This is a genomic window from Demequina aurantiaca, assembly GCF_000975135.1.
GTDB classification, from domain to species: domain Bacteria; phylum Actinomycetota; class Actinomycetes; order Actinomycetales; family Demequinaceae; genus Demequina; species Demequina aurantiaca.
In genome coordinates, this window is record NZ_BBRF01000001.1 from 964782 (window position 1) to 990953 (window position 26172).

Here is a 26172-nt window from a genome sequence, read left to right on the forward strand (position 1 = left end):
GCGCCGGTAAAGTGTTGCCATTCGGAGGTGCCTATGGCCGACCTGTTAGTACTCACACCGTCCACTGACGGCCCCTTCGAGGTTTTGCCCGCCCTTGCACTGCTTTCTCACCGTGCCCGTGTGGTGGCTCCCGAACCATCGGCGATGCTTGAGGCGATGGATGCGGACGTGCTCATCGTGGACGCGCGTGATGATCTTGCGGAGGCGCGCAATAACTGCAAGTTGATTCAGGTCACCGGTGTGACGGTTCCCCTGCTCCTGGTGCTTCACGAGGGTGGCATGTCCATCGTCAACGCCGAGTGGGGCGCGGATGACGTGGTGCTCGCGGGAGCGAGTCCAGCCGAGGTCGAGGCGCGGATCCGGCTGCTGAGCGGACGCGCCAATCAGGCAGACCCCCTCGCCAAGGCCTCAGAGTTCTCCTCCGGTGACCTCACCGTTGACGTGGGTGGCTATACGGCGCGCCTCAAGGGTGTGCCGCTCGATCTCACCTTCAAGGAGTTCGAGCTCATCAAGTATTTGATGCAGCACCCTGGCCGCGTGTATACCCGCGACCAACTTCTCCAGGAGGTCTGGGGTTTCGACTATTACGGTGGTACCCGCACCGTCGACGTGCATGTCCGACGCCTGCGCGCCAAGTTGGGCTCCGAACACGAGCACCTCATCGGAACCGTACGCAACGTCGGCTATCGATTTGACCCGCCCACGCCCAAGGTGACTACGCCGACTGGAGCGGTTTCCACTCCTTCCCAGTAGGTAGGCTGGTAGCCACCGCACGCACCGCTACCTAAGGACGACATTTTGGCCCGCACTGCCGCCGGACGGCTCTTCTCGAAGCTGACGCCGTCGAGCGAGCGCAACCTCGCTGACATGCTGCGCACTGAGCGCGCGGGCGGAGTCCTGCTCCTCATCGGAACCATCATCGCGCTGATCTGGGCGAACTCAGCGTGGGCGGAGTCGTACGACAAACTGCGCGAGTTTCACATTGGGCCAGAGGCGCTGCACCTGAATCTGTCGCTCGAGGCATGGGCCCAGGACGGGCTGCTCGCCATCTTCTTCTTTGTGATTGGCCTGGAACTCAAGCGCGAGATCGTCGCGGGAGAATTGCGCCGCCCGTCGACCGCCATTGTGCCCATCGTCGCCGCGATCGGCGGTATGGCTGTGCCGGCATTGCTGTACGTCTTGGTGAACGTGCTTCAGGACGGCGGCTCCACCGATGGCTGGGCGGTTCCGACGGCCACGGACATCGCGTTCGCCGTCGCCGTGCTCGCGGTGGTGGGCCGCTGGTTGCCCAACGCCCTGCGTGCCTTCCTGCTCACGCTCGCGGTGGTCGACGACCTGCTCGCCATCATCATCATCGCGGTGTTCTTCACGGATGAGGTTCACTTCCAGTGGCTGGCAGCGTCGCTTGCCTGCATCGTCGTCTTTGGACTGTTGGCGCGCAAGGGATTCACCAACCCGTTCATCCTGATCCCCCTCGGCTTTGTGGCCTGGGCGTTCATGCACGCATCTGGCGTTCACGCCACGATCGCGGGAGTCGCCCTTGGCCTGTCCGTGCCTGCGATTGTCCGCAACGGCAAGAAGTCCTCCCTCGCGGAGCACTGGGAGCACCTGTGGCGTCCAGTTTCGGCTGGCTTCGCGGTTCCCGTCTTCGCGCTGCTCTCTGCCGGCGTCGTCGTCTCCAGCGCGACACTGCTCACCGCCGCCCAGGACCCCGTCGCTCAGGGCGTGGTCATCGGCCTGGTGCTCGGCAAGCCGCTCGGCATTGTGCTCGCCACCTTCCTCGTCGCGACCTTCACCAAGGCGCAACTCGATCGCGGGCTGTCGTGGTGGGACGTCATCGGCATGGGCTTCCTGGCCGGAATCGGCTTCACCGTCTCGCTTCTCATCGGCGACCTGGCCTTTAACGGCGAGCGTGTTGAGGAGGTCAAGGTCTCCGTGCTGATCGCCTCGCTCACCGCGGCGATCATCGGTGCCCTCTTGCTGATCTGGCGCGACCGGCACTACCGCAAGCTGTACACGGTGCGCTCGACCCCGCTGCCCGACAACAGGTTGGCGGATCGTGCCGAGCTAGCGAAGGAACTCAAGAAGCGCGGCGCCGATCTCCATGAGGACGACGCGGAACTGATTGCCGAGGACCAAAAGTCCGCGAACTAGCGACGGCGACGTGCGACTAGGCGCGCACCTTGGCGCCGGGCGCACTGGGACATAACGCGGCGATCTCGCACGCTCCACATTCGGGCTTGCGAGCCTTGCAGCGCCGGCGCCCGTGGAAGATGATGCGGTGCGACCACAGGGTCCACTCGCGCCTCTCGATGAGCGCCATGAGGTCGCGCTCGACCGCCACGGGGTCCTCGTTCACCGTGAGCCCCAGGCGGCGGGCCAGCCGGCCCATGTGGGTGTCGACGGTGATGCCGGGGACACCGAAAGCGTTGCCGAGCACCACATTGGCGGTCTTGCGACCCACGCCGCGCAGCGTGACCAGATCCTTGAGGCGCCCGGGTACCTCGCCGTCGAACTTGGTAACGATGTCGTGGCTCAGTCCCAGCAGTGACTCCGACTTGGAGCGGTAGAAGCCGGTCGACTTGATGAGCGCCTCCAACTCGTCACGGTCTGCGCTCGCCATCGCCTCGGGATCGGGAAAACGGGCGAACAGCGCTGGGGTGACGATGTTGACGCGCACGTCCGTGCACTGGGCGCTCAATACGGTCGCGACCAGCAACTGAAACGGAGTCTGGTAGTCGAGTTCGCAGTGCGCATCGGGGTATACGAGGGCTAACTCGCGATTCGCGGCGCGCGCTCGGCGCACCAGAGCGACAGGCGGGGTGTCCTGATCGGAGCGGGCGACGGTCAGGGCTGTTCGGGTTGCCATCCCGCCACTGTAGGCGATGCTCAAGCCACGCCTATGGTGCGCCGATACTTTCACTACGGGGCCTCTCGGCTCTCCCGACGCAAGTCGGCCCAACCGGTGACGAGGAGTGCGTGTGAGCCAAACGGCGACAGCCTCCTTGGTAGCCGACTTGACGCATCGGCGACGCGCGATGAGGCGCGAACTCGCGCGCGTGCGCTGGTGGCGGCGGCTCGCGCAGGCGCGCAAGGAATTGGTCGTCGCCCAGCTCTCCTGCCCGGATCCCCTTGCCGCTGGTGGCATGGACGTCACCCTCGAGGCTCTCGCGGCCGATGCGCCGACCTCCAAAGAATTGGCCGAGACCATTTGGCCGCGGGGAAGCGGCGCAACGGCCTGCGATCTCGACGAACTTTCTGATCTCGACAAGCGTCTTGAGTCGTATGAAGCCCGAGTCAGTGAGACCCTAGATACCGTGACCACGCAAATGGTGAAGGCAATGGGCGATGCCCGTGACGGCGGAGTGCGCCTGCAGAGCGGGCGATACTCCTCGGAAGGCAGCAATGCCTGAGGCCTCTCGCGAAGAACAACTCCTACGCTCGTCCCCGCTTTTTGGCGGCATGGACAGTGACAGTGCCCGCTCGCTCATCTCGATGATGACGCGTATGGAGCTGTCCCGTGGAGAGACGATCTTCAACGAGGGCGATGAGGGTCAGGCGCTGTACATCGTGGTGCGCGGCAAGGTGAAGCTGGCCCGCACTGCACGCGACGGGCGGGAGAACCTGCTCGCATTGCTGGGCGTGGGAGACATGCTCGGCGAGCTCTCCGTGTTTGACCCGGGCCCGCGTCTGTCACGAGCCCACGCCGTCGAAGATTCCATCGTCTACGAGCTGCCCAAGTCTGTCTTGGACCCGTGGCTAGACGATCACCTCGAGATGTCGCGACACATGCTGCGCGCGCTCGCCCAGCGCATCAGGCGTACCTCGAACACGATGGCCGACCTAGTGTTCTCAGATGTGCCGGGGCGTGTAGCGAAGGCGATCCTGGACCTTGGCCACCGTTTTGGACGCATGGAACGCGGCCACGTGACGGTGCGGCATGGGCTGACGCAGGAGGAACTCGCTCAGCTCGTTGGTGCCTCGCGAGAGACCGTGAATAAGGCGCTCGCTGACTTTGCGGCGCGGGGATGGATCGACGTGCGCATCGGCTCCGTCGAGGTGTACGAGCCGGAGAAGTTGCGCGCCCGGTCCCGCTAGCTGGCGACGGCCACCGTGAGTTCGACCTCGACAGGCGCTCCCACGGGAAGCGAGGCGACACCCACCGCTGATCGCGCGTGGCGTCCGGCATCGCCGAAAACCTCACCGATAAGCGACGAAGCCCCATTGATGACGGCCGGCTGCGCCGTGAAGCCCGGCGCCGATGCGACAAAGCCGTTCACGCGGATAACGCGGACGATGTTGTCGAGGCCCCCCGCAGCATCGGCCGCGGCGGCGATTGCGTTCAGGGCGGCGATGCGAGCGCACTCGTTGGCACGTTCGGGCGTGACGTCCTCGTCGCGGTGACCCACCAGGCCCGTGGCCAGCAGATCGCCGTCGACAAGGGGTAACTGGCCCGACGTGTAGACCATGTCCGCGTGGCGCAATGCGGGCACGTAGACCCCCAGCGGCGTGGCCACGGCGGGAAGCTCAAGACCCAGCCGTGCGAGTCGCTCGGTTGCCGTCGTCATCACTGGCCCTCGCGTGGACGCTTCAGATAAGCGACGAGCCCACCGGTGGGGCCAGTCACCACCTGAACGAGTTCCCAGCCATCCTCGCCCCACTGGTCGAGAATCTGCTTGGTAACATGGTCGATGAGCGGCACGGTTGCGTATTCCCACGTAGTCATGGATTGAGCCTATCTCTCCTCGCGTCGCAACGTATCTGTTATGCCAATCGTTAGGCATGAGACGTAAGGTTGGTACATGGGTTTATTCACATCTGATCGCGCGCGCCAAGATGGCCGCGTGACTCTTGTTCAGCTCCTCACGGGGCTATTGCTGTTCGTGGCGTTCTCCGTCATGGGCGGTTTTTTGATTGCCGGACTGGCGCTTCCCGCTGTCACCGTCGCGGGCTCGGCAGCCAACGGCACCTCGGAGCTCTTCGAGGAACTGCCCACCGAGCTGGAGTTCACTGACCTCCCGCAGCAGTCGAACATCTACGACCGCTCAGGCAAGGTGCTCCTCGCGACGTTCTATTCGCAGAACCGCGTAGTCGAGCCACTCGAGAACATCTCCCCATGGATCCAGAAGGCCGTGGTGTCCGTCGAGGACAAGCGATTCTGGGAACACAACGGCGTCGACGGTGAGGGTGTGCTGAGTGCCGCCGTTAAGAACCTGACCTCTGACTCGTCTCCGGGTGCGTCCACCCTGACCCAGCAGCTCATTAAGAACACGCTCCTTCAGAACGCGGAATCCGCGGGTGACGAGGAGGCCAAGAAGGCCGCCGTCGAGACGTCGCTGGCGCGCAAGATTCGTGAGTGGAGCCTGGCGCTGGCCTATGAGGACAGCCTCGATGCCACGAAGGGCACGATCTGCACCGACGATCCCAAGGTCGACTGTGGCAAGGAGCAGGTTCTCGAGCAGTACCTGAACATTGCTCAGTTCGGTATCAACATCTACGGCGTGGAGGCGGCGTCACAGTTCTACTTTGGCAAGTCGGCCGCTGAGGTCAATGCCATTGAGGCTGCCACCATCGCGGGCATCACACAGAACCCCTCCAAGTGGGACCCTGACCGTCACCCCGAGAACGGTACCGAGCGCCGCAATTTGGTGCTGGACCGCATGCACGAGCAAGGCATGATCACCGACGACGAGTACGACGAGTACGTCGCGACGCCGATCGAGGACTACCTCGACATCCACCACCCCAAGGTCTCCTGCGCCGCCGCAACTGACGCGCCGTTCTTCTGTGACTACGTCACCAAGATCATTGCGAAGGACCCCATCTTCAACTCGGACGACCTCTCGCTCAAGGGTGACGACCTGCTTCGCAAGGGTGGCCTGAACATCATCACCACTCTTGACGTGTCGAAGCAGAAAATCGCGAACGAGGAACTACGCAAGTCGATTCCAGCGGATGACCCCAGCGGATTCGCCATGGCGTTGGTTGCTTTGGAGCCGACGTCTGGTGAAATCCTGACGATGGCACAGAACCGTGACTTCGACCCCTCCGCGAAGGAGCCAAACTCGACGGCCATCAACTACGCGGTTGACCGCGAGTATGGCGGATCACGAGGCTTCTCCCCGGGCTCGACCTTCAAGCCGATCATCCTCGCTGACTGGTTGTCTACCGGCCACGCCCTCAACCAGGTGGTGAGTGGAAACATCCGTGCTTGGGAAGCTGACAGTTGGCGCGCCGAATGCTTGGGTGACACACCCTTTAAGGGCCAGCCGGACTGGAAGCCGGCAAACTCGGGTGAGAGCTCGACGTCGCAGACGGTGTTGCGCGCGACGCAGAACTCGGTGAATACCGCGTACGTGGCGATGACGAACCAACTCGATCTCTGCGGTGTCAAGGACATGGCTCAACTGCTTGGTTTCCACCGTGCTGATGGTGCGGACATCGAGATCGTGCCGTCGATGGCGCTCGGTACTCAGAACGCCTCTCCGCTCACCATGGCCAATGTCGCGCAGACTATCGCGAATCACGGCGTGCGTTGCGACCCCATCGCGATCCTCAGCATCACAGATGCGGAGGGCAACGACGTCGCAGTGCCACCGAAGAACTGCGTGGAGGCCATCCCGGCCGAGATCGCAGACGGCGTGTCGTACGGCATGCAGCAGGTGATTCAGCAGGGCACGGGACGCTTCGTCCAGCTCGCCGACGGCCGCCCAGCAGCGGGCAAGACCGGTACCTCGAACGAGAACACTCACCTGTGGTTCATGGGCTTCACCCCTCAGCTGGTCACGACGGTGTGGATGGGTAACCCTGATAAGGATGTCCCTGCTCAGTTCATGACCATTGGTGGCCAGTGGCAGCGCTACTTCTTTGGCGCCACCATCTCTGGTCCCACCTGGAAGAACTTCATGGACCGCGCGCTCGACGGCGAGGAGAAGCTCCCGTTGGCCACCCCCGTAGACACCGTTCTCAATGGCGTGCCACAGACGGTACCTTCGGTGATCGGCCAGGGCGAGAATTCTTCGCGCTACATCATCATCGATGCTGGATTCCAGACCTCTGCGAACCCCAGTACGCGCTACGACCCGAGTGTCTCAGCCGGAACGATCATCGGCCAGAGCCCGCGCGCTGGAAGCAAGGCGTTGCCAGGCACGACGGTTCAGATCATCGTGGCCACCGATCAGCGTCCTGACTGGTGGACCAATTGGCCCTCCGGCTGGGACCCGCTGAAGGCACCCGACGACTACTGGGGCTCGGCATGGCCGCCCGCTGAGTTCTCGTCCAACCCGCCCAACGGTTGGGCACTACCCGAGCCGGACCCCATCGTGACGCCGACCCCCGACCCGGACTTCCCGGTGCCGGGTGACGGCGGAGAGAACGGCAACGGTAACGGCAAGAAGAACCGGGACAACGACTAAGCGGTGCCATACGCGAGAAATGTGCTCGCGGTCGCGGGAGCGGCCGCGGCCGCCGGTCTGGCCTGGGGGCTTGCTGAGGCTCACGCGTACACGACCCGACGGGTCGCAGTTCCGCTGCTGCCACCCGGTTCCGCGCCCGTGCGAATCCTCCACCTCTCGGATCTTCACCTGACTCCCGCTCAGGAGCGTCGCATCGACTGGGTGAGGTCGCTTGCTCGCGAGGAGGTTGACCTAGTAGTCACCACGGGCGACAACCTCGCGCACGCCGATGCCGTGCCAGCGGTCGCTCGCGCGTTGACGCCACTCTTCGAGTTGCCCGGAGCGTTCGTGTACGGCTCGAACGACTACTACGCGCCCACGCCCATCAACCCCTTCAAGTACTTCAAGGCACCATCGGGCTTGGAGTCCACGCGCCCGCTTCTGCCTACGGACTCGCTCACCACGGTGCTGGAGGGGGTGGGCTGGACCAACCTCAACAATGCTCGCGGGGTGGTCTCCGTGGCGGGACATGAGATTTCGTTCGTCGGCATGGACGACCCGCATATTCAGCGGGACTCGATGCCGTCTGATGACGGGGTGCGCGGCGATTTGCATGTTGGCGTGGTGCACGCCCCCTACCGCCGTGCCCTCGACGCGCTCCAGGCGGATGGTGTGGCACTCACCCTCGCGGGCCACACTCACGGTGGCCAGGTGTGCGTCCCAGGAATGGGTGCGCTGGTCACTAACTGCGACATCGATCGAGCACGCGCGAAGGGACTGCACGGCTATCCCGGGCTGCGGCCGGACGAGGGGGATCCGGCGTCAATGTGGCTGCACGTGTCGGCCGGCGTCGGCACCTCGCCGTACGCACGAGTGCGTTTTGCGTGTCGGCCGGAAGCAACCGTCTTGACGCTCGTTCCTCGCGGCTAGGCGGCAGTTCGCTTTCCGTCGTTGGGTCGGATATTCTAGGCAGGCTTCAATCGGGGTGTGGCGCAGCTTGGTAGCGCGCGTCGTTCGGGACGACGAGGTCGCAGGTTCAAATCCTGTCACCCCGACGGTGTGAAGTGTCGGGACATCGTTCACAGGTGTCTCGGGTTTTTCGCGGCGAGAGCCCCTCCTTCGGGAGGGGCTTTTGTTGTTTCTTGGGGTGGTAGTCGCGGTTCGGGTTGAGGGAGTGTTCGGCGATGATTTCTCCGGTGGTGTGGTCGATGACGATGGTGTCGTTTGCTGCGATGAGGAGAAGGATTGCGTGGCCTGTGTGGGCGCGTCCGATCGCGAGGTGGCGGAGCCGTCCGGCCCATCGCAAGGTGATGAGGCCGGCTTTGTCGACGGTGTCGTGGCGGACTCTCCAGTGGCGTTTGAGCAGTTCGATGGTGGGCCCGGTTTTGGGTAGTGCTGCGTAGGTGGCGGCGGGGGTGCGTCGTGCCAGGGAGCGGTGGGGGCGCTCATGGTTATAGACGTGTTGGAAAGTGTTCAGTTGGTCTTGGAGGGCGTCTAGGGTGTCGGCTGCGGGTCTGGCAGCGAGCCATTTCTTGAGGGTTTGGTGGAAGCGTTCGATTTTGCCTTGGGTTTGCGGGTGGCCGGGGTGGCCGTTCTTTTGGGTGATGCCGTAAGAAGCGATGACGTGTTCGAAGTGGTTGGGTCCGCCTTTGCCGCGGGCGAATCGGGTGGTGAAGATCATGCCGTTGTCTGTCAGTGTTGACGCTGGTAGGCCGTGTGCTTTGGTGGTGGCCAGGAACGTGTCGGTGACGATGTTGGCGGTGACGGCTGGGTGGGCACTGAGATGTAAGACCATGCGGGAGTGGTCGTCGAGCCAAGTAATGATCTCGACCCCGGTGTCGCCGGTTAAGTGCCAGTGGGTCATGTCGGACTGCCAGCAGCCGTTGGGAGCGGGGGCTTCGAACCGGATCCACGACGAGCGTGGTCGTTTCTGCGGTTGGGGGGTCACTAATCCTGCTGTGCGCAGGATGCGCCAGATTGTGGAGACCGATGGTGGGGTGTCGACCTCGAGGGTGAGGCGGTCGTGGATGGACTCTGCGCCAGCGTCTAGGCCGTCGAGTTTCAGGTTCGTGCGTAGTTGAAGAACTCTGTCTCGAAGCTGAGGTGCGGTGGCGTGGGGCGAGGTTTTAGGGGCCCGGGAGCCGGGCTCTAGAGCGCTTAGCCCTCCCGTTCGATAGCGGGATAAAAGAGTGTGGATCCAGCGTCGAGAGACGTTGAAGCGAATGGCTGCTTCGGAGACGGTCATACTGCCCTCGATGACCGCTAAAACGATGACCTGGTTTCGATCTGAGTTCGCCATTCCTCATCGTGGACGGGTGTGAACGATGTCGCGACACATGTGTGAAGGATGTCGTGAAACCAAACACTGTCACCCCGACCACATGACTAAGGACCGCCCGGAGGGCGGTCCCTAGTCATTTTTGCTGTGGTGTACCGCAGGATGTGGGAGGAAGGAGCCCCGGTGGGGCTCCGACGGTTCCTGTCGCCCCAACAGAGAGAGTCGATAGGGAGGCGGGTCGGCACAAGCCGGCACACACACTTCTTCTTGTGCGGGCACGAATGCTGGGCGACTCAAACAGTGTCGGCGTCGATCGCCTGCTGGCCAGCGCTGTCCTTGGACTTCGCGCGCAGCCGCAGCGACCCGAGCACGCCTACGCCCAGGAATCCGGCGGCGGTCCACAGGGCCCAACGTGAAGCGTCGGCCATGCCCGCAGAAAGGGCCTCCACCACCGCCGGCCCATCGGCACCGAGTTGGCCGTCCGTGCCGGAGTCGCGAATCTGGGTGATAGAACTTCCCGCGGACTGCTCAGTGGCGGCTTCAATCTGTGTGGCCGCTGAGGTGGACAGCCCGTCAACGGTGTCGAGCTGCGTAGGCAGGTAGAAGGCGAGTCCAGCGGCGAGCATCGCACCCACGACTGCCGTGCCCATGGCTGATCCGACCTGTCGCGACGTGCTCTGGGTGGCGGATCCCTGTCCCGACTCTTCCATTGGCACGTCCACGAGGACTGTGCCGGCGAGCTGAGCAGAGGCGAGGCCGAGGCCGAGGCCGTAGAACGTGAGCACAGCGGCGAGCAGCCAGCCGGATACCGCAGGGGCGAGCAGGAACGACACCAGTAGCGCGCCCAATACCTCGATGGATACGCCGATGACCACCACGGTGGGGGCACCAAATCTCGCAGAAAGGTGACGTGCGCTGGCGCCGGAGATGAAGGCGCCGATTCCCATGGCGGCCAGGATGAAGCCCGCCGTGAGCGTCGACAGCCCCATGGCGTTGATGATGAAGAGCGGCAGGACAAAAAGGATCCCGAATTCGCCGATGGCGATGCAGAAGGCAACCAGGTTTCCCCACCGGAACGTGGCAAACCTGAACAGTGTGAGGTCGAGGATGGCCGACTTGCCGACGGCCGCGCGGTGGCGCTCCCAGGGGACAAACAGAGCCAGGCACAGGATGCCGATGCCGAGGCCGATTGGGACGGGCGACATCGCCCAGTCGGTGGGCCAAGTGAAGCCGAGAATCTCGAACTCCTTGATGGGTGTCCACCACCCAAGCGATCCGCCTTCGATGAGACCAAAAACCAGGGCGCCAAACCCGATGCTGGAAAGCAGGAGGCCGAGGATGTCCAGGCCAGGGGCGATAACTTTCGCACGGGTCTCGGGGACAACCAGGAACGTGGCGATCAGGATCGCGATGCCGAACGGCAGGTTGATGAGGAAGATCCATTCCCAGTTGAAGTTCTGGGTCAGCCAGCCACCCAGGAGGGGCCCTAGCGCGGCAACTCCGGAAATCACCGCGCCCCACACCCCAAAGGCCACCGCACGATCGCGACCGCGGAACGAGGCATTGACCGTCGACAGCGTGGTCGGCAGGATGAAGGCGCCGCCGATTCCCTGGACGAACCGGGCGATGATCAGCTGGTCGCCGTCTGCGGCGGTAGAGGCGATGATGCTTCCTGCCACGAACAGCACGACACCCGCAACCATCAGATTTCGGCGACCAAGCCGATCACCCATGCGACCGGTGGTCAGAAGCAACGCAGCGAAGATCACCGAGTAGATTCCATTGACCCACTGGGCCTCACTGAAGTCGAGGCTCAGATCCGTAATCATGGTCGGCAGCGCGACGCTCACGACGGTGCCGTCCAGCACAATCATCGACAACGCCGCGGCGAGCACGATGAGCGATAGCCACTGCTTCCGGCCAGCACGGATCGGAATGTCGGCGGTGTCGCTCACGGTGCTCCCTGGTAGATCCTGCTCAGGAGACTCAACCTACAGCGGAACCAACGCTGACGCGTCAGTCAAACGATTGAATTGGGGTGCGTCACGCCTTGGTTTGCGCCGCGCGGTACTGCTCGCGGATCACCGGCTCCGACTCAATCCCTGTTACCTCGACGGCGTCGACGCTCCATGAGGGGCGCGTGCCGGTCAGCGACCATCCCGCCTGCACTGCGGCTCCCATGGCCACGTACTCGCCGGGGGTGGGGACGGAAACGGGGATGCCCAGTACCTGTGCCGCGATGGTTGACACGGCAGAGTTCTGGGCCGCGCCACCAATAAGCAATGCGCGGTCCGCCTTGACGCCCAGCGACTGGATGGCTTCAAGACCATCTGCGAGGCCGCACAGCATGCCCTCGATTGCCGCGCGAGCAAGGTTGGGACGTGTCGTGGAAGCCAGCGTCAACCCGGAAAGCCCTGCCGTGGCATCGGGAAGGTTCGGCGTACGTTCGCCCTCAAAGTAGGGGACCAGGACGGCGCCCTGCGCGCCGGGCCCCGCCTCAAGCGCCATTGAGCCCAGCTCGTCGTGGTTGACGCCGAGCACACGAGTGAAAGCGTCCAGCACTCGCGCGGCATTCAGAGTTGCGATGAGGGGCAGGTACGCGCCCGAGGCGTCGGCGAAGCCAGCGACGGTTCCGGACGTGTCCCGCACTACTGAGTCCGTCACGGCGAAGACCGTGCCGGACGTGCCGATCGAGATCACCACGTCGCCCTCGCGGGCGCCAAGCCCGAGGCCAGCCGCCGCGTTGTCTCCCGCGCCCACGCCGATCACGATGCTGTCCAGGTCAATGCCGCTGGCCTGGGTATCGACCACGTCGCCAGGAGCGAGGACGCGCGGAAGGATCACATCGTGCCCCAGCGCTTGGATCAGCAACCCGCGGTCGTAGTCGCCGGTGGCGGGGCTCCAGTATCCAGTTCCGGAGGCGTCGGATCGATCCGTCGTCAGCGCGTTCAGGTCAGGCCCCAAGGGCGATTCATCCGCGGGACCGTAGCCACGCAATCGCCACGTGAGCCAATCGTGTGGCAGCGCCACCGCCGCGACGCGCTCGGCGTTCGCGGGCTCGTTGTCGCGGAGCCAGCGCAACTTAGTAATGGTGAACGATGCGACAGGAACGAGCCCCGTGCGTTCGGCGAGCTGCTCGGCGCCAACCTCGGAGATCAAGTCCACGGCGGCATCGGCCGAACGGGTGTCGTTCCACAGCAGCGCGTCGCGGATGACGCGGCCATCCTTGTCGAGCGCGACCATGCCGTGCTGCTGTCCGCCCACTGAGACGGCGTCAACGTCGGAAAGCCCGCCAGCATCGGCGATGGCCTCGCGCAGTGCGTCCCACCAAGCGGCCGGTGGGACCTCGCTGCTATCGGGGTGTGAGGCACGCCCTGAACGGACCACCGCACCGGACTCGAGGTCGCGCACGACCACCTTGCAACTCTGCGTGGACGAGTCCACTCCTGCTACGAGCGTCATTGCGCGATTCTCCGGTCCTGTTGTGAGTGATGCGGGGGTTGAAGAGGTGCGCCCCGCTCGGATGCGCCGCCAAGGAGGGCGGCACACCCCAGCGGGGCGACTTGGGAGGTGCTAGCTACGGAAGCCGAGCAGGTGCTCGGACGCGAGTTGCTGAAGGCGAACGAAGCCGAAGCCGTTGCCGCCAAAGTACGCGTCGGCGTCAAAGTCCTCATACGAGGCGCGGTCTGCGATCAGGTCGTCGTAGTCCTCGCCCTCGCCCAGGGTGGTCTGGCCTAGCTCGTAGACCTTGGCGGCCTCGAGAGCCTCCTGGACCTCGGGGTCCGCACGGAACGCCAGTGCGCGCTCCTTGAGCATCAGGTACATGCCCATGTTTGCCTTGACGGAGTCCCAGACGCCGTTCTCGTCCTCGGTGCGCGAGGGCTTGTAGTCGAAGTGACGCGGGCCGTCGTACGTCGGGCCGCCGTTGGGGCTGCCGTTCTCGAGCAGGTCAACCGTCGAGAATGCGTTGTGCAGGTCGCCGTGACCGAAGACCAGGTCCTGGTCGTACTTGATGCCGCGCTGGCCATTGAGGTCGATGTGGAAGAGCTTGCCGCAGTCAAGTGCTTGCGCGAGTCCAGCCGTGTAGTTCAAGCCCGCCATCTGCTCGTGGCCGGTCTCGGGGTTAAGCCCCACAAGTTCCGGGCGCTCGAGCGTGTTGATGAATGCGATCGCGTGGCCGATGGTCGGCAGCAGGATGTCTCCGCGCGGCTCGTTGGGCTTGGGCTCGATGGCGAACTTGATGTCGTAGCCCTTGTCGGTGACGTAGTCACCCAGCACGTTGACGGCCTCGCGGTAACGCTCGAGTGCAGCGCCGATGTCCTTGGCGCTGTCGTACTCGGCGCCCTCGCGGCCGCCCCACATGACGAAGGTCTTGGCGCCCAGCTCTGCGGCGAGGTCGATGTTGCGAATGACCTTGCGCATGGCGAAGCGGCGCACGCCGCGGTCGTTGGAGGTGAAGCCACCGTCCTTAAACACGGGGTGGCTGAACAGGTTGGTGGTCACCATTTCGACCACGATGCCCGTGTCGTCGCACGCGCCCTTCAGGTCGTCGATCGCCTTCTGGCGGTCGGCGTCCGAGGAGCCGAACGGGAAGACGTCGTCATCGTGGAACGTGATGCCCCAAGCGCCGGCTTCCTTGAGGCCGTGGATGGCCTTGACGGTGTCGAGACGCGGGCGGGTCGCGGGACCGAACGGGTCCTGTGCCTCCCATCCGAGGGTCCATAGACCAAAGGAGAAGCGATCTTCGGGGGTGGGCGTAAGAGCCATGGTGAGTCCTGTTCCTGGTCGACGGCGACCAAACGTTGTAGGCACCAACATAACCATGCCGCGGGCGCGGTGTCAACGCGAAACAACAATTGCCCTGGTGGGTGTCCGTAGGTTATGTTCGTTTCGACCACAAACGAAGGCGAGGCCGATCCCGGTGAATGTCCCCACCCCTGGTTCGCACCTCACAGCGAGTGCAGGTTCCCGTAACGAACAGACGCGACGCCACAATCTCTCCACGCTCCTCACGTTGGTACATCACCACGGTGCGTTGTCCCGTGCCGAGCTCACTAAACTCACCGGCCTCAATCGCTCCACCATTGGGGCGCTCAACACCGAACTCGCTTCAGCGGGACTCGTGTTCGAGTCCGCCGCGCAGGAGTCGGGGACCGTCGGTCGGCCAAGCCCCATGGTCAACCCGAGCGCTGACATCGTGGCGCTGGCGATCAACCCGGACATCGACGCCATCGAGGTCGGAGCGGTCGGCCTCGGCGGAGAGGTGCTCTCGCGCGCACGTCGCGCCACCGCCAGCGTTCCGACGCCCAGCGAGGCCCTCGAGATCGCACTCGAACTGATTGAGGACGTTCGTTCACAGCTTGCGTCTGGCACCACGATCGTTGGCGTCGGGGTGGCGGTGCCGGGCCTCGTGGAGGCGGACTCCGGCACGGTGACACGCGCCCCGCACCTGGGCTGGGAAGACGTCGCTTGGGGCGAACAGTTGTCCGACGCGCTGGGCCTACCCGTGCAGGTGGGGAACGATGCCGCGGTCGCCGTGGTCGCGGTGGCCGTCTTTGGTGCGGGGCAAGGCGCCGCCAACCTGATGTACCTGAATGGCTCGGCCTCAGGGATTGGTGGTGGCGTCATCGCTGGCGGCACCAGGCTAGTGGGCGCGAACGGCTTCGCGGGCGAGCTCGGCCACACGCTCGTCAACAGTGAGGGGGACGCCTGCTACTGCGGTCGCAAGGGTTGCCTCGAGACCGAGGTGAACCTCAATCGTCTGCACGCCGCCGCCGAGGCGTCGGGCATTGCCGCGGCCGATGCCGTGGCTCAGTTGGCTGCGACCTCGTCGGGGCCATTTGCGGCTGAGGTGGACCGTGAGGCCGACGTGCTCGCCCACGGCATCGCCAACCTCATCTCCGTGTTCAACCCCGAGGCTGTCGTTCTTGGTGGTTTCCTCGGCGACTTGTACGGTGCCCGCCAAGAACGAATCCGCACCGGCGTCCTCGCCGATGCGTTCGCTCCGTTAGGCGACAACGTGCGCATCGAGCGCGCACAGCTGGGTGACGAGCTGCTGTTGGTGGGTGCCGCGGAGCTCGCGTTCGGGCCGCTGCTGCATGACCCGAGCGGGTGGAAGGCCAAGTCCTAGCTCGGCCTTCTTGTGGGGTGACGGTGTGCCGCACGCCGCGGGCCGTGGCAAAGTTGGGCTATGAGGTCCAATCGCCCTGGTAGCCCAGTCAAGAGCCACACGTGCTAACCGCGGTCGCGGCAATCCCCATCGTGGCCGTGCTGCTACTGATGGTCGTCGCGAAGTGGTCGGCCGTCGCAGCGGGGGCCGTCGCAGCCGTAGGTGCCATGGTGCTTGCCCTCACCGCCTTCGACTTTGGGGGCGAGGACTGGGGGTTCACATCGGTCGAGGGCGTGATTGGGATAGTCGCGCGTGCCGCATGGACCGCGCTCACCGTGATGCTGATTATTGGACCGGCGCTGGGCATTCACCACCTGCAGCAGCGGACGGGTGCCACCAACGTTCTTGAACGGGGCCTCTCCCGGATCACGCCTGACCCCCGGGTCGCCGCACTTCTTATCGTATGGTTCTTCACGATGTTCATCGAGGGCGCGGCCGGCTTTGGTACCCCGGTGGCCCTCGCCGCACCATTCCTCGTGGCGGCCGGCTTCAAGCCGGTGACCGCCGTGGTGGGTGCACTCATCGGACACGCGACCGCGGTGCCATTCGCCGCCGTCGGTACACCGACGCTCGCACAAGGCGCGCTTACCGACTACAGCCTCGGCGACCTGTCCTGGGCCGTGGCTCCGTACCAACTGATCGTGGGAGCCGTGCTCGCGGTCTTCATCGCGCGACTGCTGGGCACCATGTCGACCGAGCAGGGGCCGCCGTGGAGGTGGATGGCCATCGCCTACGTGGCTTTCTTCATCCCATTCCTCTTGCTCGCCAAGTTCGTCGGCCCGGAGCTGCCCTCACTCGCGGGGTCACTGGTGGGTGCGCTGGTGTTCATCGGCGTCATTCGCTGGGTCGCCAAGCGTCGAGCGAGCACGCCCGTGCCGGCCCTCGTCGGCAGCGGGGGTGAGTACGTCGAGATTCCAGATGCGATTGCTGACCCGGCGCTCGAGTTGGGTGCGAGCGACTCTCACATCGAGCCGGCACCAAAAGAGTCGACGGCCTCCCGTGCTCCCGAGATGAGCATGCTCGCCGCCGGCGCTCCCTACCTGCTACTGGTGGCGCTGGTTCTCGTGACGCGTTTGGTTCCGCCGGTGCGGGACGCCGCCCGATCTGTCACCTGGAGTTGGGAGCTGTTTGGTGCGTTCGGCGAGAGCATCGAGCCTTTCTACCACCCGGGCATCCTGCTCGCGCTCGCGTTTGTGGGAGGCGGGCTGATCCAGCGCTCGGGTGCGCGCAACATGGGCCAGGCGTTCGTGGATGCCACGCTCCAGTTGCGCCCGGTCTTCCTCGCGCTAGTGGCCATGGTTACGGTGGCGTTCACCATGTCCGAGTCCGGCATGACGGCGCAATTGGCCCTCGCCGCAGCCGGCGTGGGAGCCGCGTGGCCGTTCCTTGCTCCCGCCGTGGGTGCCCTGGGAACGTTCATGACCGGCTCCGCCACCGCATCGAACTTCCTGTTCACCGAGTTCCAGGATCAGACCGCACAGTCGGCCGGTCTGAACCCGCTGCCATTGCTGGGCGCACAAAACTCCGGCGCGGCTGTCGGCAACATCATCTGCCCGCACAACGTAGTTGCCGCGGCGGCCACGGTGGGATTGAGTGGTCGCGAGGGCGAGGTGCTCAAGCGCACCTTGCCGGCGGCGTTGATTGCGATCGCGCTGGTGGGAGTAGCCGCCTACTTCGTCAGCTAGGACTTCAGGGGCGGCTAACGCACCCCGAGAACAAACGGAAAGACCGCAGTCGCACCGTACTCGCGTAGCAGGCGCGAGGCAACGGTGAGGGTCCAGCCCGAGTCGGTGTAGTCGTCGACCAGCAGTATGGTGCGCCCCTCGAGGCTGCCCTCGGCGGCCTCGGACAGGTGAAGTCGGAGCCGCTTCTCGACGCTCGCGAGCCGCATGGCCGAGTTCACGTCGTGCCTGGCGGGGGCCTCGAGGCCCAATGCAGATCCAAAGGAACCCAGCACGGGAACGCCCAGGTAGCGTGCAAGCCCAGTCGCGAGGTGGCCCGTCAGGATAGGTCGCGTGAAGGAGCTCACGCCGACGACGCCGTCGATGATCAGGACATCGGCCGACCGAAGCGGCTCCCAGTCGTCCAGTACCTGCACCGCCGCCTCGCGCAGCGGGATCGGAATCTCTCCGTCAGTGCTGCTGCGCTCGCCACCGTCCTCGCTGGGCACCGTCGCGAACAGGTCCCGCAGCGCACCTGACCAGCCGAGTCCATCGAGACGAGCGATAGCCCGACCCGGCTCGGCCTGCAACGACGGCGCGATGCGACCGCGCAGGTTCACCCCGAGCGTGTACATACCGCTGGGCCATTGGCGCCGCGCGGTGACGTCGACGCCCACCCGATCCATGTCGGCCCGTGATCGTGCAATGTCCTCGGCCCCAGGTGCAGCGGGGAGTTCGATGCCGCCGCAGCCGTCGCATCGTCCGCATCGCCAGCCTAGAGAGAGGTCTGGGTCGTCGAGTGCGGAACGCAGATAGGCCATGCGGCACCCGTCAGACGCGATGTAGTCGAGCATTGACTGCTGCTCGTCGAGGCGCGTCTGGGCGACGCGGGCGTAGCGTTCCTGGTCATACTCCCAGTCGGCGCCGGTGGAGATCCACCCACCCTTGACGCGGCGTACCGCACCGTCGACGTCGAGGACCTTGAGCATGGACTCGAGCCGGGTTCGCTTGAGGTCCACGCTGGTCTCGAGCTTCGCCACGGACTGGACCTCGGAGATGCTGAGAGCGCCGAGCGCTACCCGCACTTGGTCCTCGGCAGGGAAGGCCTGGGCTCCGAACCACTCCCACACGGCCTTGTCTTCCTGGCCGGGCAGCAGCACCACCAGGGCCTTGTCGACCCCGCGTCCCGCACGCCCCACCTGCTGGTAGTAGGCGATGGGTGAGGACGGGGCGCCAAGGTGAACCACGAACCCGAGGTCGGGCTTGTCGAAACCCATGCCGAGCGCTGATGTCGCGATCAGCGCCTTGACTCGGTTGTACTTGAGGTCAGCCTCGAGCTGTTCGCGCTCGGCGGGGTCGGTCTGGCCGGTGTAGGACGAAACAGCAAGACCCGCAGCGCGCAACTGTGAGGCCACCTGCTCGGCAGCCGACACGGTGAGGCAGTAGACGATCCCTGAGCCGTCAATCTCTCTGAGCGCTTTGGAGAGCCACGCAACCCTGGTCGCCTGATCCGGCAACCGAAGCACGGCGAGGTGAAGTGACGCTCGGTCGAGCGCTCCGCGCAGGACCAGAACTTCCTTGGCGACGCTTTCGAGTCCGGCAACCCGTGAGACACCCAACTGTTCCGCGACGTCGGCGGTCACGCGTTTGTTGGCTGTGGCGGTGGTCGCGAGCACGGGGATGCCCTCGGGGAGGTCACCGAGCAGGGTGCGGATACGGCGGTAGTCAGGGCGGAAGTCGTGGCCCCAGTCGGAGATACAGTGGGCCTCGTCGATGACCACCAGGCCGGCACTCGCGGCGAGACGCGGCAGGACCTGGTCGCGGAAGTCGGGGTTGTTGAGCCGCTCGGGCGAGCACAGCAGCACGTCGACGCTGCCAGCAGCGATGTCCGCGTGGATTGAGTCCCAGTCGGTCATGTTGGAGGAATTGATGGAGACCGCACGGATGCCTGCGCGCTGGGCGGCGGCCACCTGGTCGCGCATCAACGCGAGCAGCGGGGACACGATGACAGTGGGCCCGGCCCCTTGTGCGCGGAGCAAGGCGGTGGCGACAAAGTAGACCGCTGACTTTCCCCAGCCGGTGCGCTGCACCACGAGCGCGCGCGCATGGCGGCTCACCAGCGCCTCGATCGCGGTCCACTGGTCATCCCGGAGCGTGGCGTCGTCACGTCCGACCAGCGCGCGCAGCGCGGACTCGGCCTGCTCGCGCAGGGAGGTGGACACGGCCGGGTCAGGTGAGGAAGTCATCGTGTCGATCGTAGGCCCGACCGCCGACAACCCGATGCGCCGGTGGCCGGCGCACCGCGACTACTTGGTGAGTTTGGCCGCGACCAGTTCTGCGATCTGCACGGCGTTGAGTGCGGCACCCTTGCGCAGGTTGTCTCCGGCCACAAAGAGCACCAGGCCCTTGCCGTACAGAGCGGCGCCATCCTGACGGATGCGACCGACCAGCACGTTGTCCTTGCCCGCAGCCTTCAACGGGGTGGGGATCTCCTCGACCGTGACGCCGGGAGCGTCGGCCAGTAGCTCGTACGCCTTCTCCGGGCTAATGGCCTCGTTGAACTCCGCGTTGATGGACAGCGAATGACCGCTGTACACGGGCACACGCACACACGTTCCGCTCACGCGAAGGTCGGGCAGGCCAAGAATCTTGCGTGACTCGTTGCGGAGCTTCTGCTCCTCGTCGGTCTCGTTGGAACCGTCGTCCACCACCGATCCGGCCATGGGCAGCGCGTTGAACGCGATGGGCTCCACGTAGGTCTTAGGCAACGGAAACTCGACCGCCTCGCCGTCGAGGGCGAGCTTGGTCGCCTCGCCCGCTACGGCCTGAACCTGCGAGTCGAGCTCGCGCACCCCGGCCAGCCCGGATCCTGAAACGGCCTGGTACGTCGACACCACCAGGCGCTCGAGGCCCGCGTGATCGGCCAACACCTTGAGGACCGGCATGGCCGCCATGGTGGTGCAGTTGGGGTTCGCGACAATGCCCTTGGGGATGTCGTTCAGCGCGTCAGGGTTCACCTCGGAGACCACCAGTGGCACGTCGGGGTCGGACCGGAATGCAGACGAGTTGTCGATGACGATCGCACCGGCCTCGGCGAACCTGGGGGCGAAGACCTTTGACGCCGCCCCGCCGGCAGAGAACAGCGCGATGTCGATACCGGAGTACTCACCGGACTCGGTGTCCTCGACGGTAATGTCGCGGCCACGGAACGGCAAGGTAGTGCCCGCGGAGCGAGCGGACGCGAAGAAGCGAACCTCGGCATCGGGAAAGCGGGCTTCGACGAGCTCACGCATGACGGAACCCACCTGGCCGGTGGCCCCAACGATCGCAATAGTGACGGTCATCGTCCGCTACCTCCATATACGACGGCCTCGCCGTCCTCGGTGTCCAAGCCAAAGGCCGTGTGGACGGCACGCACGGCATCGTCCAACTTCTCGGACCGGGTGATGACGGAGATGCGAATGTCCGAGGTAGAGATCATCTCGATGTTGACCCCCGCGTCGCGTAGTGCGGAGAAGAACTGCGCGCTGACACCCGCGTTGGAGCGCATGCCGGCGCCGATCAGGGAGATCTTGCCGATCGTGTCGTCGACGGTGAGTTCGGCGTACCCGATGGCCGCGGCATCGGCCGCGATGGCGGCGTGGGCCTCGGGCACCTGCGCCGTGGGGAGCGTGAACGAGATGTCCGTGACACCCGTGATGGTGGCGGATACGTTCTGCACGATCATGTCAATGTTGATGTCCGCGGAGGCCACGGCCTCGAACAGGCGCGCGGCACTGCCGGGCACGTCGGGGACGCCGATGACCGTGATCTTGGCCTCGGAACGGTCGTGTGCCACTCCGGCAATGATGGGGTCTTCCATGTCATCTCCCTCTTCAGGTTCGCCCATGACCCAGGTCCCTTCAAGACCCGAGAAAGACGAACGCACGTGGATGGGTACGTTGAAACGTCGCGCGTACTCGACGCAGCGCGGCATAAGGATTTTTGCGCCCGATGCTGCGAGGTCCAGCATTTCCTCATAGGAGACGCGATCCAGCTTGCGGGCCGCGGGGACGATGCGGGGGTCGGCGGTGAAGACACCGTCCACGTCGGTATAGATCTCGCAGGCGTCCGCGTTGAGGGCGGCGGCCAGTGCAACGGCGGTCGTGTCGGAGCCGCCGCGGCCCAGCGTGGTGACGTCCTGGGTCTCCGGGTGCAGGCCCTGGAAGCCGGCGACGATCGCAACCTTGCCCTCGTCGAGCGCGCGGCTGAGGCGACCCGGAGTGACGTCGATGATGCGGGCGCGACCGTGGTGCTCGGTGGTGATGACGCCGGCCTGCGGACCAGTGAAAGCCTGAGCGGGGATGCCTTCAGAGAGGATGGCCATCGCCAGGAGTGCCATGGAGATGCGCTCTCCGGCGGTGAGCAGAATGTCCATCTCACGCGGGTCGGGAGAGTCGGTGACGGCCTGCGCCAGGTCAATCAGCTCATCCGTGGTGTCACCCATCGCGGAGACGGTCACGACCACTTGGTTGCCCGCGCGGACGGTCTCCACGACACGGCGCGCTACGCGCTTGAGCGCGTCCGCATCCGCGACGGAGCTGCCTCCGTACTTCTGCACCACAAGGGACATGCGAAATCTCCGAGATAAAAAGGGGGTGTGCGCCTACGCGGGGCACGGTGCCCCATTCTAGACGGAAGCATGCGTGGGGCCGAAACCGCGCTGTGAGGCCGCGATTACTGAGTCTTGGTGTTCTCGACCCAGCGGCGCAGGTGAGCCGCCTCGCGCTCGATCGGTGCCGTAGTGCCGAGTGTGTGCGACAGTGCCGCGCCCCCCTCGAAGCCGGCGACCAGGTGCATGGCGCGCGCGCCCGCCGCCTCGGTGGAGAACCCGAGTTGCTCGAATTGGCCCGCCGCCCAGTCGATGAGTTCTTGCAGGACAGCCGATGCTGCGACGCCCAGGTCGTCGCTGTGGCGGCGCAGGTCTGCGGCGAGCACCGTGGCAGGGCTGCCGTAGGCAACCAGGGCCTCGGTAGCACCGGCGGAACTGTCGATGTAAGCCAACAGGCGCTCACGCGGGCCGGACCCGCCGTCCCATTCCGCCATGAGGGTGCGGTTCTCCGCGAGCAGTGCATCGATGATCGCGTTGCCCACGTCCTCCTTGGTCTTGAAGTAGTAGTAGACCGAGCCGGAGGGGACGTCCGCGGAGCGCGCGATGTCCGCGATGGATGTGCGCTCGAATCCCTGGGTTAGCGTCAGCGTGGTCGCTGCGGTGGTGAGTCGTTGCTTCTTGTCGCTGGCGGGGCGGGGCATGGCGTCTCCTGGCTGGTCTCGGTATTGGTAATAGTAAGTTATCCCGCTACGTGTCTAGGCGCAAGGGGTGGACGCGTAGAAATCAGGGTGGATATCGGGGGATTACCCGATGGCATGGTCCCGGAGAACGGGCAAGACTCGATAGCGCAGCATCACGCGAAAGTGATGCTTGACTCACTAAGGTCAGGTACATGGAGAAACTAGACGAAAAGTCGGGTGCCACATTGGTGGCTCTGCCACCCGTGATGAGTGCCCATGGGGTGCGGCGATCGTTTGGCGCGGTTCACGCGGTCGTGGACGCCAACCTTGAGGTTGCGCCGGGTACGGTGACTGCGCTCATCGGTCCCAACGGGTGCGGCAAGACCACGCTGATGCTGATGCTCGCGGGGCTGCTGCTACCCGACGACGGCGAGATCTCCGTCGGGGGAGCGGACCCACGGAAAGACTCTGCCGCGGTGCGCAACGCCATCGGCTGGATGCCCGATCAGCTGGGCGCGTGGGACAACCTCACGTGTCTGCAGACGCTCACCCTCGTAGGTCGCGCCTACCGGCTGCCCAAGGCCGTCGCGCGTGAGCGTGGTGCCGAGGTGCTGGGCACGGTGCACCTCAGTGAGTTTGCCGACAGGCCGGCGCGGGTGCTGTCGCGTGGCCAGAAGCAACGACTCTCACTGGCGCGAGCTCTGATGAATGACCCTCAAGTCCTCATGCTCGACGAGCCGGCCAACGGACTCGATCCCCGCTCGCGGGTTGAGCTGCGCCAGCTGGTGCGCGGCTTCGCTGCGCAGGGACGTGCCGTCCTGGTGTCCAGCCACGTGCTGAGCGAGCTCGACGAGATGGTCGACGAGGCCGTGTTCATGTCCAAGGGCAAGACGCTGGGTGCGGACACCGATGCCATGGTGGCCGATGCCCGCACCCGGTACCGAATCGAGTCGCTCGACGACAGCGTGCTTCGTGACGCGTTTGCTCACTGGGACATGCCCTTCGAGGAGGTGGACGGCGGACTCGTGATTCGTGCGCAGAACAAGGAGCACGCGGCGTCGATCCTCGAGGCGCTCGTCAAGGGCGGGGCCAAGGTTCACCGCTTTGGACCCTTCGGCAGTGCGCTCGAACAGACGTACATGGCAATGAACGAGGAGCGACGATGACCACCACGGCGGAACGCGCAACACCGACAACTTCTGCGGCGCCTCGCGGCAACCCTTGGTGGCCCTCGTGGCGTGGCGTGGGCCTGGTGACCCGGATCGAGCTCACGCGCCGCCGCCCCACCACCAAGGGCTACATCTTCTACGGAATCCTGGTGGCCGCAATTCTCGGTCTGGGGATACTGGTCGCGGCGTTGGCGCCACCAGGAAAGACCTCCACCCCCATGGAGCTCGTGCTGATCCTTGTGTTGGGCGCGGGGCTTCTCATCGCCCCGTCGCTGTCATCAACCTCCATCAATGGCGACTCCAGCGAAGGAGTCCTCGCGCCGATGCAGATGACCCGGCTCACCGCCGGTGATCTCGCGTTGGGGAAACTGCTTGCCTCGTGGCTGTTTGCGGTTGCGGTGCTGATCACCACGACCCCATTGCTGGTCTATGCCTTCTCACGTTCCGGCTGGCATTGGTACGAACTGATTGCTGTGCTTGGCGCCATCTTGTTCGCGGTATTGACGTTCACGGCCATTGGATTGGCGTGGTCGGCTCTTGCCGCTCGCGCAGTCGCGTCGGTGTCATTGGCGCACCTTACGACCGGCTTCTTGGTGCTTGGCACGCTGGTGATCTACGCGTTCGCGATGCCGCTGGTCTCTGAAAATGTGACGGTGACCGATCGCTATGTGGATTACGGCACGCTGACACCTGACGAGCAAGAGGCGTACGAAGCGGGAGAGCTCGACTACTCCACCGTGCAGTGCACCGAACAGACCTATGAGACCTCCGTGGTGCACACCGACACGATCGCGTGGCTGTTGCTTCTGAACCCTGTGGTGGTCATTGGTGAAGCAGCGCCAGTGGTGAACCCGAACACGTACGAGGAGGATGACCGCGCCGCCCCAGGCGCCTTCGCGCTCATGCATCAGGCGGTGGGGGGCGCGCAACTGGGGTCACAGGGTGCGCCGCTGGGCTATGACGAGTGCGGTGATCCCAATAGCCAGGCATGGTCGGACCAGTGGGACCAGCAGCAGGAGGAGCAGGCGCTGTTCCCCCGCAACCCGTGGCTGGGTCTCGCGCTCCAGGCGGTGCTGCTCGTTGGCGCGATGGGAATCGTCATACGCCGACTCCGCGTGCCCTACAAGAAGCTTCGCGCGGGAACCCGCGTGGCCTAGAGGTCGCGAGGCGCCACTTTCGCAACGCCCCCACGGTCCACGTTCGTGCCGGGCAACGCTCCGGAGTCAGATCCCGGCAGCCCGCGTTGCGAGAGAGGCGCCTCGCACCGCTGTTCAATGGTCGCGGGGTTCTAGGAGACCTTGCGGCGTCCCTCGAAGGCGCGGCCCAGGGTGACCTCGTCGGCGTACTCCAGGTCGCCGCCCACGGGCAGGCCCGAGGCAAGCCGTGAAACAGTCAGCCCCATCGGTGACAGCATGCGGGCAAGGTAGGTCGCGGTGGCCTCGCCCTCGATGTTGGGGTCCGTCGCGATGATGACCTCCTCGATCGTGCCGTCGCCCAGGCGGGTGAGGAGCTCGCGGATGCGCAGGTCGTCGGGTCCCACGCCATTCATGGGATCGATAGCGCCGCCCAGCACGTGGTAGCGGCCACGGTACTCTCGGGTGCGCTCCACGGCCATGACGTCCTTGGGCTCCTCGACCACGCAGATGACGTCGTCACTACGGCGAGGGTCGGCACAGATGCGGCATTGGTCGGACTCCGCGACGTTGCCACAGGTCGCACAGAAGCGGACCTTGTCCTTGACTGTCCGCAGTGCGTCCGCGAGACGCGAGATGTCCGACGGGTCAGCTGCGAGCACGTGGAACGCGATGCGCTGGGCGCTCTTGGGGCCGACCCCGGGCAGGTGCCCGAGTTCGTCGATGAGGTCTTGAATGGCGCCGTCGTACATGGGGTCAAGCGTAAGCGTGCGCGCCAGCGACTGATGCCATTGCGCCGTCCGGGTCGCCCTCACGTGGAATCCCCATGGGAGGGTCGGTCTGACTGATCTGCGCCCAGACGGTGTCAAGGGACAAGTCGAGTACCTGCGCAATCGCGGCAATGGTGGGGAAGGACGGCGTGGCCACCCGTCCGGACTCGATTTTGCGTAGCGTTTCTGGCGAGATGCCTGCCTCAAGCGCGGTCGCCAGCATCGGCCGCTGTCCGCGAGCTTGGCGAAGGAGGGCGCCCAGTCGCTGGCCACGCTCCAGATCTTCTTCAGTGAGGGGCAATCTAACCATGCTGCCTATTGTAATAC

23 protein-coding genes and 1 tRNA gene are annotated in these 26172 nt (G+C 65.0%); 11 read left to right on the forward strand and 13 right to left on the reverse strand.

Annotated elements, in window-relative coordinates; genetic code table 11:
* Window positions 1-33 precede the first annotated feature (33 nt).
* Together AOP73_RS04335 and nhaA are read left to right on the forward strand one after the other, a co-directional pair.
* Window positions 34-753 (forward strand): response regulator transcription factor, encoded by a 720-nt coding sequence (locus AOP73_RS04335; protein ID WP_061963363.1) that lies wholly within the window; start codon window positions 34-36, stop codon window positions 751-753.
* Between the two features lie 45 nt (window positions 754-798).
* A complete protein-coding gene (nhaA, locus tag AOP73_RS04340) occupies window positions 799-2154 on the forward strand; it encodes a Na+/H+ antiporter NhaA (RefSeq protein WP_084626553.1) in 1356 nt (451 codons plus the stop codon).
* A 16-nt stretch (window positions 2155-2170) separates the two neighbouring features.
* Here nhaA and nth read toward each other — a convergent pair whose 3' ends face one another.
* Window positions 2171-2869, reverse strand: coding sequence for an endonuclease III (nth, locus tag AOP73_RS04345; RefSeq protein ID WP_061963364.1), 699 nt, complete (start codon window positions 2867-2869; stop codon window positions 2171-2173).
* Between the two features lie 169 nt (window positions 2870-3038).
* Here nth and AOP73_RS04350 point away from each other — a divergent pair, with 169 nt between their 5' ends.
* Together AOP73_RS04350 and AOP73_RS04355 are read left to right on the forward strand one after the other, a co-directional pair.
* The gene (locus tag AOP73_RS04350) at window positions 3039-3413 is read left to right on the forward strand and encodes a hypothetical protein (protein WP_152650528.1); all 375 of its coding nucleotides are present in this window, start codon (window positions 3039-3041) and stop codon (window positions 3411-3413) included.
* 49 nt (window positions 3414-3462) lie between these two features.
* A complete protein-coding gene (locus AOP73_RS04355) occupies window positions 3463-4098 on the forward strand; it encodes a Crp/Fnr family transcriptional regulator (protein WP_236683498.1) in 636 nt (211 codons plus the stop codon).
* Here the strand turns inward: AOP73_RS04355 and AOP73_RS04360 are convergent.
* Complete coding sequence (locus tag AOP73_RS04360) at window positions 4095-4568, reverse strand: RidA family protein (protein ID WP_061963367.1); 474 nt, start codon at window positions 4566-4568, stop codon at window positions 4095-4097. The two genes, AOP73_RS04355 and AOP73_RS04360, sit on opposite strands and share 4 nt — an antisense overlap.
* Window positions 4568-4726 (reverse strand): Sp36 family protein, encoded by a 159-nt coding sequence (gene sp36, locus AOP73_RS11715; protein WP_084622294.1) that lies wholly within the window; start codon window positions 4724-4726, stop codon window positions 4568-4570. Before sp36 ends, AOP73_RS04360 begins: the two co-directional genes overlap by 1 nt.
* Window positions 4727-4844: 118 nt before the next feature.
* On the opposite strand from sp36, the gene AOP73_RS04365 reads away from it, so the two are divergent.
* The 3 genes from AOP73_RS04365 (at window position 4845) to AOP73_RS04375 (ending at window position 8449) form a co-directional block, all read left to right on the forward strand.
* Entirely contained in the window at window positions 4845-7415 is a 2571-nt protein-coding gene (locus tag AOP73_RS04365) for a penicillin-binding protein (RefSeq protein ID WP_160295432.1), read from the forward strand.
* Between the two features lie 3 nt (window positions 7416-7418).
* Window positions 7419-8324 carry a metallophosphoesterase gene (locus tag AOP73_RS04370; protein ID WP_061963369.1) on the forward strand — a complete coding sequence of 302 codons (906 nt, stop codon included), beginning with the start codon at window positions 7419-7421 and terminating at the stop codon, window positions 8322-8324.
* Window positions 8325-8375: 51 nt separating this feature from the next.
* Window positions 8376-8449: transfer RNA gene (locus AOP73_RS04375), tRNA-Pro, on the forward strand.
* Here the strand turns inward: AOP73_RS04375 and AOP73_RS04380 are convergent.
* The 4 genes from AOP73_RS04380 to xylA form a co-directional block, all read right to left on the reverse strand.
* On the reverse strand, window positions 8431-9693 hold the full coding sequence (locus AOP73_RS04380) for an IS481 family transposase (protein ID WP_236683499.1): 1263 nt from the start codon (window positions 9691-9693) through the stop codon (window positions 8431-8433). The two genes, AOP73_RS04375 and AOP73_RS04380, sit on opposite strands and share 19 nt — an antisense overlap.
* Before the next feature lie 272 nt (window positions 9694-9965).
* Window positions 9966-11627, reverse strand: coding sequence for a DHA2 family efflux MFS transporter permease subunit (locus AOP73_RS04385; protein WP_061963370.1), 1662 nt, complete (start codon window positions 11625-11627; stop codon window positions 9966-9968).
* A gap of 88 nt (window positions 11628-11715) precedes the next feature.
* Window positions 11716-13134 carry a xylulokinase gene (gene xylB / locus AOP73_RS04390; protein WP_061963371.1) on the reverse strand — a complete coding sequence of 473 codons (1419 nt, stop codon included), beginning with the start codon at window positions 13132-13134 and terminating at the stop codon, window positions 11716-11718.
* A gap of 111 nt (window positions 13135-13245) precedes the next feature.
* Window positions 13246-14439, reverse strand: coding sequence for a xylose isomerase (gene xylA, locus AOP73_RS04395; RefSeq protein ID WP_061963372.1), 1194 nt, complete (start codon window positions 14437-14439; stop codon window positions 13246-13248).
* 247 nt (window positions 14440-14686) lie between these two features.
* Here xylA and AOP73_RS04400 point away from each other — a divergent pair, with 247 nt between their 5' ends.
* Window positions 14687-15802: an ROK family protein gene (locus AOP73_RS04400; protein ID WP_236683500.1), complete on the forward strand. Its 1116-nt coding sequence runs from the start codon at window positions 14687-14689 to the stop codon at window positions 15800-15802.
* A 101-nt stretch (window positions 15803-15903) separates the two neighbouring features.
* Window positions 15904-17526 (forward strand): L-lactate permease, encoded by a 1623-nt coding sequence (locus AOP73_RS04405; protein WP_061963374.1) that lies wholly within the window; start codon window positions 15904-15906, stop codon window positions 17524-17526.
* Between the two features lie 14 nt (window positions 17527-17540).
* Here AOP73_RS04405 and AOP73_RS04410 read toward each other — a convergent pair whose 3' ends face one another.
* From AOP73_RS04410 to AOP73_RS04425, 4 genes are all read right to left on the reverse strand, one after another.
* Window positions 17541-19748: a RecQ family ATP-dependent DNA helicase gene (locus AOP73_RS04410; RefSeq protein WP_061963375.1), complete on the reverse strand. Its 2208-nt coding sequence runs from the start codon at window positions 19746-19748 to the stop codon at window positions 17541-17543.
* 60 nt (window positions 19749-19808) lie between these two features.
* Window positions 19809-20846: an aspartate-semialdehyde dehydrogenase gene (locus AOP73_RS04415; protein ID WP_061963376.1), complete on the reverse strand. Its 1038-nt coding sequence runs from the start codon at window positions 20844-20846 to the stop codon at window positions 19809-19811.
* Window positions 20843-22114 carry an aspartate kinase gene (locus AOP73_RS04420; RefSeq protein ID WP_061963377.1) on the reverse strand — a complete coding sequence of 424 codons (1272 nt, stop codon included), beginning with the start codon at window positions 22112-22114 and terminating at the stop codon, window positions 20843-20845. Before AOP73_RS04420 ends, AOP73_RS04415 begins: the two co-directional genes overlap by 4 nt.
* Before the next feature lie 104 nt (window positions 22115-22218).
* The gene (locus tag AOP73_RS04425) at window positions 22219-22794 is read right to left on the reverse strand and encodes a TetR/AcrR family transcriptional regulator (RefSeq protein ID WP_061963378.1); all 576 of its coding nucleotides are present in this window, start codon (window positions 22792-22794) and stop codon (window positions 22219-22221) included.
* 191 nt (window positions 22795-22985) lie between these two features.
* Between AOP73_RS04425 and AOP73_RS04430 the strand changes: the two genes are divergently transcribed.
* Both AOP73_RS04430 and AOP73_RS04435 read left to right on the forward strand, forming a co-directional pair.
* The gene (locus AOP73_RS04430; protein ID WP_236683501.1) at window positions 22986-23939 is read left to right on the forward strand and encodes an ABC transporter ATP-binding protein; all 954 of its coding nucleotides are present in this window, start codon (window positions 22986-22988) and stop codon (window positions 23937-23939) included.
* The gene (locus AOP73_RS04435) at window positions 23936-25099 is read left to right on the forward strand and encodes an ABC transporter permease (RefSeq protein WP_061963379.1); all 1164 of its coding nucleotides are present in this window, start codon (window positions 23936-23938) and stop codon (window positions 25097-25099) included. Before AOP73_RS04430 ends, AOP73_RS04435 begins: the two co-directional genes overlap by 4 nt.
* A 131-nt stretch (window positions 25100-25230) precedes the next feature.
* Here the strand turns inward: AOP73_RS04435 and recR are convergent, their stop codons facing one another.
* Both recR and AOP73_RS04445 read right to left on the reverse strand, forming a co-directional pair.
* Window positions 25231-25827, reverse strand: coding sequence for a recombination mediator RecR (gene recR, locus AOP73_RS04440; protein WP_061963380.1), 597 nt, complete (start codon window positions 25825-25827; stop codon window positions 25231-25233).
* Window positions 25828-25831: 4 nt separating this feature from the next.
* Entirely contained in the window at window positions 25832-26155 is a 324-nt protein-coding gene (locus AOP73_RS04445) for a helix-turn-helix domain-containing protein (RefSeq protein WP_084626555.1), read from the reverse strand.
* Window positions 26156-26172: the final 17 nt, after the last annotated feature.

What these genes read in the sequence shown, in the direction of transcription:
- AOP73_RS04445 (WP_084626555.1), bottom strand. Translation starts at nt 26,155, where the DNA reads ATGGTTAGATTGCCCCTCACTGAAGAAGATCTGGAGCGTGGCCAGCGA.
- AOP73_RS04380 (WP_236683499.1), bottom strand. Translation starts at nt 9,693, where the DNA reads ATGGCGAACTCAGATCGAAACCAGGTCATCGTTTTAGCGGTCATCGAG.
- AOP73_RS04415 (WP_061963376.1), bottom strand. Translation starts at nt 20,846, where the DNA reads ATGACCGTCACTATTGCGATCGTTGGGGCCACCGGCCAGGTGGGTTCC.
- sp36 (WP_084622294.1), bottom strand. Translation starts at nt 4,726, where the DNA reads ATGACTACGTGGGAATACGCAACCGTGCCGCTCATCGACCATGTTACC.
- xylA (WP_061963372.1), bottom strand. Translation starts at nt 14,439, where the DNA reads ATGGCTCTTACGCCCACCCCCGAAGATCGCTTCTCCTTTGGTCTATGG.
- AOP73_RS04410 (WP_061963375.1), bottom strand. Translation starts at nt 19,748, where the DNA reads ATGACTTCCTCACCTGACCCGGCCGTGTCCACCTCCCTGCGCGAGCAG.
- nth (WP_061963364.1), bottom strand. Translation starts at nt 2,869, where the DNA reads ATGGCAACCCGAACAGCCCTGACCGTCGCCCGCTCCGATCAGGACACC.
- AOP73_RS04430 (WP_236683501.1), top strand. Translation starts at nt 22,986, where the DNA reads ATGGAGAAACTAGACGAAAAGTCGGGTGCCACATTGGTGGCTCTGCCA.
- AOP73_RS04355 (WP_236683498.1), top strand. Translation starts at nt 3,463, where the DNA reads ATGGACAGTGACAGTGCCCGCTCGCTCATCTCGATGATGACGCGTATG.
- AOP73_RS04360 (WP_061963367.1), bottom strand. Translation starts at nt 4,568, where the DNA reads ATGACGACGGCAACCGAGCGACTCGCACGGCTGGGTCTTGAGCTTCCC.
- AOP73_RS04335 (WP_061963363.1), top strand. Translation starts at nt 34, where the DNA reads ATGGCCGACCTGTTAGTACTCACACCGTCCACTGACGGCCCCTTCGAG.
- AOP73_RS04435 (WP_061963379.1), top strand. Translation starts at nt 23,936, where the DNA reads ATGACCACCACGGCGGAACGCGCAACACCGACAACTTCTGCGGCGCCT.
- AOP73_RS04425 (WP_061963378.1), bottom strand. Translation starts at nt 22,794, where the DNA reads ATGCCCCGCCCCGCCAGCGACAAGAAGCAACGACTCACCACCGCAGCG.
- xylB (WP_061963371.1), bottom strand. Translation starts at nt 13,134, where the DNA reads ATGACGCTCGTAGCAGGAGTGGACTCGTCCACGCAGAGTTGCAAGGTG.
- AOP73_RS04420 (WP_061963377.1), bottom strand. Translation starts at nt 22,114, where the DNA reads ATGTCCCTTGTGGTGCAGAAGTACGGAGGCAGCTCCGTCGCGGATGCG.
- recR (WP_061963380.1), bottom strand. Translation starts at nt 25,827, where the DNA reads ATGTACGACGGCGCCATTCAAGACCTCATCGACGAACTCGGGCACCTG.
- AOP73_RS04350 (WP_152650528.1), top strand. Translation starts at nt 3,039, where the DNA reads ATGAGGCGCGAACTCGCGCGCGTGCGCTGGTGGCGGCGGCTCGCGCAG.